Raw genomic sequence first — 8,779 nt, forward strand, 5'->3', positions numbered from 1 at the left:
TTGTCCGAATCAAAGGCGGCCACAGGGCCGCTGAGACAAGCTCAACACGTGGAGTGACCCATGGGCACCGCGATCCTGTTGATCGTGCTCGTCGTCGTGATCGTCGGGGGCGGGCTGTACTTCGTCCGGTCGCAGGCCGCTTCGCGGCAGCGGCAGCTCGACGACGCGAAGGCCGACGCGCGCCGCCTCGTCGAACGCCTCGGCGGGCAGGTCCTCAACATCTCCGGCACCGACACGGCCTCACAGCAGGCGATGGCCGACGCCAGCGAGCGCTACAACGCCGCCGGCTCGCAGATGGAACAGGCGCAGACCGTCGAACAGGCTCGGCTGGTGAAGGACACCGCCGTCGAGGGCCTCTACTACGTCCGCGCCGCCCGCACCGCCATGGGCCTCGACCCCGGCCCGGCGCTGCCGGAGGAGGCCGAGCGCGAGCGCGCCGGCAAGGTGACCGAGCACCGCAAGGTCGACGTCGAGGGCCAGCACTACGAGGCCTCGCCCGACCCCGGCCAGGACACGCCGTACTACTACCCCGGCGGCCGCGTGGCGGGGCGTCCGGTGCCGCAGGGCTGGTACAGCGAGCCGTGGTGGAAGCCCGCGCTCGTGGCCGGCGCGTGGGGCCTGGGCTCGATGTTCCTGTTCAGTGCCATGTTCTCCGGCATGGGCGGCATCGCCAGCGCCTCGGCCTGGGAGTCGGGCTACGACGCCGGCCAGCAGGACGCCATCGAGTCCGGCGACCAGGGCGGCGACGGTGGCGATGGCGGTGACGGCGGCGGCTTCGACGGCGGCGACGGCGGCGGCCAGGACTTCGGCGGGTTCGATGGCGGCGGCTTCGACGGCGGAGGATTCGGCGGCGGCGGCGGTTTCGACTTCTGACCCCACGCACGACCAAGGATCGAGCACCGTGAAGGGCTCCGCGAGGGACTTCGAGTCCCCCCGGGGCCCTTCACGGCTTTCAGCGCAAGTGCACGCTGTCGGGGACAGCGTAGAACCCCAGGCATACCAGCGGGTTCCGCCACTCCGTCCACATCGGACTCACCCCGTGATCGGCCGAATTCCCACCAGCGTCCCCGACAGGTGTTCGGCCGCCGGGCTGCACAGGAAGGCCGCGAACGGCACGATGTCCTCCGGCTGTCCGACGCGGCCACCCGGGTAGCGCGCGCTCACCCGCGCGATGTGCTCCTCGCTCGCCGCCACGCGCATGCCCGGCGTGACCGTGAGCCCGGGCGCCAGCGCCACCGTGCGGATGCCCTGGTCCGCCAGCTCCTGGTGCACGACGTTGCTCAGCAGGTGCACCCCGGCCTTCGACGCGCCGTACGCACCGGCGCCGGGGCCAGCCTGGGTGCCGACCATGCTGCCGACGTAGATGATCCGCCCGCCGCCCCCTCGGATCATGATCGGCGCGAAGTGCTTGGTGACGAGGAAACAGCCGACGAGGTTGCTGTCGAGGATCCGTCGTAGATCGGCCAGCTCGAAGTCGAGCACCTTCATCGTGCCGGCGGGCGGCATCCAGCCGGCGTTGCTGATCAGGGCGTCGACCCGGCCCCAGTGCGCGTCGACGGCGGCGGCCGCGGCGCGGACCTGGTCCTCGTCGGACACGTCCGCCACGACGGCCAGCGGCTTCGGCGCGTCCGGCACCTCGGCCACGATCTCGTCCACGGTGCCGGCCGCCTTCGCCGAGCTGCGCGCGAGCACCGCGATCCGCGCGCCCTCGCGGGCCAGCCCCAGCGCGAGCGTGCGGCCGAGCCCCTGCGCCGCGCCGGTGATGACGATGACCTTGTCGCGGATGTCCACCTGCATGTGCACTCCTTCAAAGTGTGGTCTCCAGCCTAAGTTTAGCCTCCAACCCAAACTTCGGTACGCTGACTCCGTGACAGGACGACGCGAGGCGAACCGGGCCCGGATGCGGGCGCGCCTGCTCACGGCCGCGCTCAAGCTGTTCGAGGAGGGCGGCTACGAAGCGACGACGATCGACCACATCGCCGCGGAGGCCGACGTCGCGCGCCAGACGGTGCTCAACCACTACCCGCACAAGCGCGATTTCCTCGTCGAATGGGGCCAGGACCGCCGAGACCAGCTGCTCACCGTCGACGATTCCGACGAATCCGCGCGCACGAGGCTGCACCGCTACTTCACCGCGCTGGCAGCCATCAACGAGCGCGAACGCATCCTCACCCGGATGCTGCACGTGAGCCTGCGCCACGACGAGGTCGTCGCCCACCAGCACCCCGTGCCCGACGCGACGATCGACGCCATCCGCCAAGGCCAGGACCAGGGCGAGCTGCGCTCAGAACTCCCGCCGCGCACGGTCGCCGAAGTGGTCACCGCGGTCTACGGCGACACCCTCCGCCGCTGGCTCGCCGACGAAGCGCCGCCGTTCGACCTGGCCGCCGCGCTGGCCGAACGACTCGACCTGCTGCTGGACGGCCTCACCGCGTGACTCAGGCAGGCTGGCACGAGGGGCACCAGTACAGGTTGCGCCCCACGAGCTCCTGGTGCGCCACCGGCGTGCCGCACACCAGGCACGGCATCCCGGCGCGCCGGTAGACGTACACCTCGCCGCCGTGCCGGTCGTCGCGCGGCGCGCGGCCCTGCGCGGCCGGCATGTGCTCCGGCGCCACCGTGTCGATGCGGCCGATGCGCACGCCGTGGCGCATCAACGTCACCAGGTCGGCCCACATCTCGTCCCACAGCCCGCGATCGAGCGCGCGGCCGGGCACCATCGGGGCGACGCCGTGGCGGAACAGCACCTCGGCGCGGTACACGTTGCCGACTCCGGCGAGCACCGCTTGGTCCATCAGCAACGCGGCCACCGATGTGCGCGAACGCGAGATCCGGTCCCACGCGAGATCGGGCTTGGCGTCACGGCGCAACGGGTCGGGCCCGAGCCGCGCCTTGATCGCGTCCACCTGGGCCGCGTCGAGCAGCTCACACCGCGTCGGGCCGCGCAGATCGGTCCAGTGCGTGCGCCCGATCAGGCGCATCCGCACCTGGCCCACCGGTTCGGTTTCGGGCAGCGGCGTTTCGCCGAACGTGCCGTACAGGCCGAGGTGGACGTGCACCGTCCCGTGTGGACCGTAGTCGTGGAACAGGTGCTTGCCGTACGCCTCGGCGGACTCCAGCACCTGCCCGTCGAGCTTCGCCGCTTCCTCGGCGAACCGGCCCTGCGGGCTGGACACCGAGACGGGCGCGCCGGCGTAGCGGCGTTTGTGCAGACGGGCGAGGCGGTGGAGGGTGTGCCCTTCGGGCATCAGGCTTCCGGCAGGGGCGGCGGCGTGCCGGTGCGCTCGTAGTCGAGCAGCTGCTGGATCCGGCGCCCGTGGCGCTCCTCCGGCGAAGGCTCGGTGGCCAGGAAAGCCTCGACGATCTCCGTGGCCTGCTCGACGGTGTGCATGCGCGCGCCGACTCCGAGCACCTGCGCGTGGTTGTGCTCTCGGCACAGCTGCGCCGTCTCGACGCTCCAGCCGAGACCCGCGCGGATGCCGGGCACCTTGTTGGCGGCGATCTGCTCGCCGTTGCCCGAGCCGCCGATCACGATGCCGAGGCTGCCCTCGTCGCCGGACACGCGCAGCGCCGCGGCCACGCAGTAGGCGGGGTAGTCGTCGACGGGGTCGTAGGTGCGCGGACCGACGTCGACGACTTCGTGTCCCTGGCCCGTGAGGTGGCTGGCCAGGTGGTTCTTCAGCTCGAAACCGGCATGGTCGGATCCCAAGTAGACACGCACAGCGGCGAGTCTGCCATCACCGCCGGTGGCGGGCATGCTCTGGGGGTGGACACGTGGGAGCAGCCGGGACACGACGTGCGGCTCGAATGGGGCGCCGAAGGCGTCGCGGCGCTCGGCGGCGCGTGCGCGGTGCTCGTGGTGGTCGACGTGCTTTCCTTCTGCACCACCACGGATCTCGTCACCGCGCGCGGCGGCCGGGTGCTGCCGGTGCGCTGGCGCGAAGAACGCGGCGTCGCCGAAGCGCGAGCCGCGGGCGCGGTCGTCGCGGGTGAGGCAGCGTGGACGTTGCGGCCTTCCTCTGTGACGGACATCCCGTCCGGCACGCTGCTCGCGCTGCCCTCGCCCAACGGCGCCACCCTGACCGCCGCGGCCGCCGCCACCGGCGCCCACGTGCTGGCGGGCTGCCTGCGCAACGCGTCAGCCGTCGCGGCGAAGGCGCTCGAACTGGCGGCCGGACGGCCCGTCGGCGTGATCCCGGCCGGCGAACGCTGGGGCATCGACCTGCTGGGCGAGCGCAAGCACTTCGGACCCCTACGCCCGTGTGTGGAAGACCAGCTCGGCGCCGGCGCCATCGTCGCGGCCCTCGCCCGCCACAGCCGCACGCTCTCGGCGGAAGCCGCTCTCGCAGCCGCGGCCTACGCGGGCACCGACCTCGCGCACGCGCTGCGCACCTGCTCGTCCGGCCGCGAACTGGCCGCGGCGGGCCACCCCGGCGACGTCGAGCTCGCCGCGCAAACAGACGTGAGCACCACCGCGCCCACCCTGCGCGGGAAAACCCTGGAGGCGGAATGACCTGGACCGAAGTGGCCGAAGGCGTGCACGCGCGGCGCTACGAAGAGCTCGACTTGACCACGGGACTGGTGATCGGCGCCGAGCGCTGCCTGGTGATCGACACACGCGGCGACGTCGACCAGGGCGCTGAGCTCGCCGCGGCCGTGCGGGAGCTGACGGACCTGCCGTGGATTGTCGTCTACACGCACGCGCACTTCGACCACAGCTTCGGCACCACGCCGTTCCTGCCGTGCGACGTCTGGGCCCACGATCGTTGTCTGCGCGAGCTGCTGGAGCACGGCGAAACCGCAAAAGCCAAGTGGAGCGCGCGCTACCGCGCGGAAGGCAGGCCGGAGATCGCCGACGCCCTCGACCGGACCGGCCTCATGCCGCCCGACCGGCTCGTGACCGACCGGGCCGAGCTCGACCTCGGCGGCCGCACCGTCGTGCTCGTGCACCCCGGCCGCGCGCACACCGACCACGACCTGGTGGTGCACGTGCCCGACGCGGGTGTCGTGTTCGCCGGCGACGTGGTGGAGCACGGGCCCGAGGGCTTCACGGAGTACTCGTTCAGCGACGAGACGCACCTGGGCGAGTGGCCGGGCGCGCTCGAGGCGATCCTCGCGCTCGACCCGCGGATCGTGGTGCCCGGGCACGGCGAGCCCGTGGACCCCGGGTTCGTCCGGGAGCACCGCGACGGCTTGCGCCGGCTCAACGCGCTGAAGGCCGCCGTGGCGGCCGGGGCCAGCGGAGCGGACGAGGCCGTGGCGGCCTCGCCCTACCCCGCCGGCGTCACGAGGGCCGCGTTGGCGACCCCGTGAGACGTCAGTCGAAGTTCAGCTCACCCGTGCGGGTGCGCTTGAGCTCGAAGAAGTCCGGGTAGCTCGCCATCGCGACGGCGCCGTCGAACAGCTTCAGGGCGTCGTCGCCCCGCGGGATGGAGCTGAGCACCGGGCCGAAGAACGCGACGCCGTCGATGTGGATGGTCGGCGTGCCGACGTCCATGCCGACCGGGTCCATGCCCTCGTGGTGGCTCTTCTTCAACGCCTCGTCGTACTCGGTCGAGTCGGCGGCCTCGATCAGCTCGGGCGGCGCGCCGACGGCCTCGAGGGTTTCCTTGAGGACGACGTCGAAGTCCTTGTTGCCCTGGTTGTGGTAGCGCGTGCCGAACTCCGTGTAGAAGTCGCGCAGCGCCTGTTCGCCCTTCGCGGCGGCCAGCGCGGTGGCCACGCGGACCGGGCGCCAGCCCTTGTCCATCAGTTCCTGGTAGCGCTCCGGCAGCTCTTCCCGGCCCGAGTTGAGCACGGACAGGCTCATGATCCGGAAGTTCAGGTCCAGCTCGCGGTGCTTCTCGACCTCGAGGATCCACCGCGAGGTGATCCACGCGAACGGACAGATCGGATCGAAATAGAAGTCCACCTTGGTGGGCTGGGACGCAGCGGTCATCTCAACGAGCTCCTCGCGAGGTTCGACGTCGGCAGGCATGCCTTTTGCAGAGGGGGTGTCCCCCAATGACGGCCAACGCGCGCGACAGGCCCGGTTGTTCCCCGTCGCCCGAGGACCGCTTCGCATGATTGGATGCAGGACAGCCCGAAAACCGCAACCGGAATCGAAGACCAGAGGTGCCCGTGCCCGCCCCCAACCTGACTCGTGACGAAGCCAAGCAGCGCTCCGGCCTGCTGGATGTCGCGTCCTACGACATCGTGCTGGACCTGACCGACGGCCACGGCGGTCCCGGTGAGAAGACCTTCCTCTCCACCACCACAGTGCGCTTCTCCGCCACCCGGCCGGGCGAGTCGTCGTGGATCGACCTCGTCGCCGAGGGTGTCCGCTCCGCCGTGCTCAACGGCGCCGAGCTCGACGTGAGCACCTACGTCGAGGACAAGGGCATCGCGCTGCCCGGGCTCGCCGCGGACAACGAACTCGTGGTAACCGCGGACTGCCGGTACACGAACACCGGCGAAGGCCTGCACCGCTTCGTCGACCCGGTCGACAACGGCGTGTACCTCTACACGCAGTTCGAGACCGCCGACGCCAAGCGCATGTTCGCCTGTTTCGACCAGCCCGACCTGAAGTCGGTGTACAAGCTCACGGTCCACGCGCCGCGCGACTGGAAGATCGTGTCCAACGCGCTCGTCGAGACCGAAGAGGACACTCCCGACGGCGCGCGGGTGACGAACTTCGCCGTGTCCGAACGGATCTCCACGTACCTGGTCGCGCTCATCGCCGGCCCGTACGCCGAGTGGCGCGACGAGTTCTCCGACGCCCACCGCACGATCCCGCTCGGCATCTACTGCCGCGCGTCGCTCGCCGAGCACATGGACGCCGACCGGCTGTTCGTGGAGACCAAGCAGGGCTTCGGCTTCTTCCACGAGAAGTTCGGCACGCCCTACCCGTTCTCCAAGTACGACCAGCTGTTCGTGCCGGAGTTCAACGCGGGCGCGATGGAGAACGCCGGCGCCGTGACCTTCCTGGAGGACTACGTCTTCCGCAGCCGCGTCACGCGCTACGCCTACGAGCGCCGCGCCGAGACGCTGCTGCACGAGATGGCGCACATGTGGTTCGGCGACCTGGTCACCATGCGCTGGTGGGACGACCTGTGGCTCAACGAGTCGTTCGCGACCTTCGCGAGCGTGTTCGCGCAGGCCGAGGCCACCGAGTACAAGAACGCGTGGACCAGCTTCGCGAACATCGAGAAGTCGTGGGCCTACCGCCAGGACCAGCTGCCCTCCACCCACCCGATCGCGGCCGACATCGTCGACCTGCACGCGGTGGAGGTGAACTTCGACGGCATCACCTACGCCAAGGGCGCGAGCGTCCTGAAGCAGCTCGTGGCCTACGTGGGCATCGAGCACTTCCTCGAAGGCCTGAAGGTCTACTTCGGAAAGCACGCGTGGGGCAACGCCACGCTGGCCGACCTGCTGGCCGCGCTGGAAGAGGCGTCCGGGCGCGACCTGTCGTGGTGGAGCGCGCAGTGGCTCGAGACCACGGGCCTCAACTCGCTCAGCCCGCGCTACGAGGTGGCGGCCGACGGCACGTTCGCGTCGTTCGCCGTGGTGCAGACGGGCGCGAAGCCGGGCGCCGGCGAGCTGCGCACGCACCGCGTCGCGGTCGGCGTGTACGACGACGACTCGGGCAAGGTCGTGCGCACGGAGCGCGTGGAGCTCGACGTCTCCGGCGACCGCACCGAAGTGCCGGCACTGGTCGGCAAGCCGGCGGGCAAGCTCGTGCTGGTCAACGACGACGACCTCACCTACTGCACGATGCGCCTCGACCCGGCGTCGCTGACCACGCTGATCGACCGGATCGCCGACATCGTCGAGCCGCTGCCCCGCACGCTGTGCTGGTCGGCCGCCTGGGAGATGACGCGCGAAGCCGAGCTCAAGGCGCGCGACTTCGTGACGCTGGTGGCGCGCGGCATCCACGCCGAGAGCGAGGTCGGCGTGGTGCAGCGGCTGCTGCTGCAGGCGCAGACGGCGCTGAACTCGTACGCGGACCAGAAGTGGGCCGCCGAGCAGGGCTGGCCGGCGCTCACCGGGCGGCTGCTGGAGCTCGCCCAGGGCGCCGAAGCCGCGTCCGACCACCAGCTGGCGTTCGTGAACTCGCTGGCCGGCGGCGTGCTCGACGAGGCGACGCTGGGTGTCGTCGCGGGCTGGCTCGACGGCTCCGCGCCGCTGGCCGGCCTCACCGTGGACACCGACCTGCGCTGGCGCCTGCTGCAGGCGCTCGTGGCCCACGGCAAGGCCGGCACCGCGGACATCGAAGCCGAGCTGGCCAAGGACGACACCGCCGCGGGCCGCCGGCACGCCGAGCGGTGCCGCGCGCTGCAGCCGACCGCCGAGGCCAAGGCCGACGCGTGGCAGCGCGCCGTCTATGACGACGAGATCCCCAACGCCGTCAGCGACGCCCTCATCTCGGGCTTCTCGCACCCGGGCCAGAAGCAGCTGCTCGGCAGCTACGTCGAGCGCTACTTCGAGGTCATCGACGAGGTGTGGACGCGCCGCTCCAGCGAGCGCGCCCAGCCGACCGTGATCGGGCTCTACCCGTCGTGGGCCGTGGAGCCGGCCACGGTGACCGCTTCCGACGAGTGGCTCAAGACCGAGCACCCGGCCGCACTGCGCCGGCTCGTGTCCGAAGGCCGCGCAGGCATCGTCCGCGCGCTCGCGGCGCGGGAGTTCGACAGCCAGGTCTGACGGTGGTGGGGGGGGGCCGGGGGGCCCCCCCCCCCCCCCCCCCCCCGAGGGGCCCCACCCAAAAAGAAGAGGCCCCCACCGGGGGGGAGGCGGG

General features: G+C 71.4%; 9 protein-coding genes. 5 read left to right on the forward strand and 4 right to left on the reverse strand.

The genetic code is table 11. From position 1 onward, the window contains the following. The first annotated feature begins 60 nt into the window (after positions 1-60). On the forward strand, positions 61-873 hold the full coding sequence (locus AB0H62_RS09875) for a hypothetical protein (RefSeq protein ID WP_360585319.1): 813 nt from the start codon (positions 61-63) through the stop codon (positions 871-873). 159 nt (positions 874-1,032) lie between these two features. Here the strand turns inward: AB0H62_RS09875 and AB0H62_RS09880 are convergent, their stop codons facing one another. Next, positions 1,033-1,797, reverse strand: a complete 765-nt coding sequence (locus tag AB0H62_RS09880; RefSeq protein WP_220242986.1) for an SDR family oxidoreductase — start codon at positions 1,795-1,797, stop codon at positions 1,033-1,035. 70 nt (positions 1,798-1,867) lie between these two features. Here AB0H62_RS09880 and AB0H62_RS09885 point away from each other — a divergent pair, with 70 nt between their 5' ends. Next, positions 1,868-2,437, forward strand: coding sequence for a TetR/AcrR family transcriptional regulator (locus AB0H62_RS09885; protein ID WP_220242987.1), 570 nt, complete (start codon positions 1,868-1,870; stop codon positions 2,435-2,437). Between the two features lies 1 nt (position 2,438). On the opposite strand, the gene AB0H62_RS09890 is transcribed toward AB0H62_RS09885, so the two are convergent. Both AB0H62_RS09890 and AB0H62_RS09895 read right to left on the reverse strand, forming a co-directional pair. Continuing rightward, on the reverse strand, positions 2,439-3,248 hold the full coding sequence (locus AB0H62_RS09890) for a DNA-formamidopyrimidine glycosylase family protein (RefSeq protein WP_360585322.1): 810 nt from the start codon (positions 3,246-3,248) through the stop codon (positions 2,439-2,441). Further along, positions 3,248-3,721 carry a ribose-5-phosphate isomerase gene (locus AB0H62_RS09895; RefSeq protein ID WP_220242989.1) on the reverse strand — a complete coding sequence of 158 codons (474 nt, stop codon included), beginning with the start codon at positions 3,719-3,721 and terminating at the stop codon, positions 3,248-3,250. Before AB0H62_RS09895 ends, AB0H62_RS09890 begins: the two co-directional genes overlap by 1 nt. 45 nt (positions 3,722-3,766) lie before the next feature. On the opposite strand from AB0H62_RS09895, the gene AB0H62_RS09900 reads away from it, so the two are divergent. Then, positions 3,767-4,513, forward strand: coding sequence for a 2-phosphosulfolactate phosphatase (locus AB0H62_RS09900; protein WP_220242990.1), 747 nt, complete (start codon positions 3,767-3,769; stop codon positions 4,511-4,513). Continuing rightward, positions 4,510-5,313, forward strand: a complete 804-nt coding sequence (locus AB0H62_RS09905; protein ID WP_360585325.1) for an MBL fold metallo-hydrolase — start codon at positions 4,510-4,512, stop codon at positions 5,311-5,313. Before AB0H62_RS09900 ends, AB0H62_RS09905 begins: the two co-directional genes overlap by 4 nt. Positions 5,314-5,317: 4 nt before the next feature. On the opposite strand, the gene AB0H62_RS09910 is transcribed toward AB0H62_RS09905, so the two are convergent. Then, positions 5,318-5,938 (reverse strand): DsbA family protein, encoded by a 621-nt coding sequence (locus tag AB0H62_RS09910; protein ID WP_220242992.1) that lies wholly within the window; start codon positions 5,936-5,938, stop codon positions 5,318-5,320. A gap of 182 nt (positions 5,939-6,120) precedes the next feature. Between AB0H62_RS09910 and pepN the strand changes: the two genes are divergently transcribed. Further along, on the forward strand, positions 6,121-8,685 hold the full coding sequence (pepN, locus tag AB0H62_RS09915; protein WP_360585327.1) for an aminopeptidase N: 2,565 nt from the start codon (positions 6,121-6,123) through the stop codon (positions 8,683-8,685). Positions 8,686-8,779: the final 94 nt, after the last annotated feature.

It is taken from the genome of Amycolatopsis sp. NPDC050768 (assembly GCF_040654155.1).
In the GTDB taxonomy this organism is placed as follows: domain Bacteria; phylum Actinomycetota; class Actinomycetes; order Mycobacteriales; family Pseudonocardiaceae; genus Amycolatopsis.

Bases quoted from the DNA above. Each gene is read 5' to 3' on its own strand.
- AB0H62_RS09910 (WP_220242992.1), bottom strand. From the start codon at position 5,938: ATGACCGCTGCGTCCCAGCCCACCAAGGTGGACTTCTATTTCGATCCG.
- AB0H62_RS09905 (WP_360585325.1), top strand. From the start codon at position 4,510: ATGACCTGGACCGAAGTGGCCGAAGGCGTGCACGCGCGGCGCTACGAA.
- AB0H62_RS09880 (WP_220242986.1), bottom strand. From the start codon at position 1,797: ATGCAGGTGGACATCCGCGACAAGGTCATCGTCATCACCGGCGCGGCG.
- AB0H62_RS09890 (WP_360585322.1), bottom strand. From the start codon at position 3,248: ATGCCCGAAGGGCACACCCTCCACCGCCTCGCCCGTCTGCACAAACGC.
- AB0H62_RS09875 (WP_360585319.1), top strand. From the start codon at position 61: ATGGGCACCGCGATCCTGTTGATCGTGCTCGTCGTCGTGATCGTCGGG.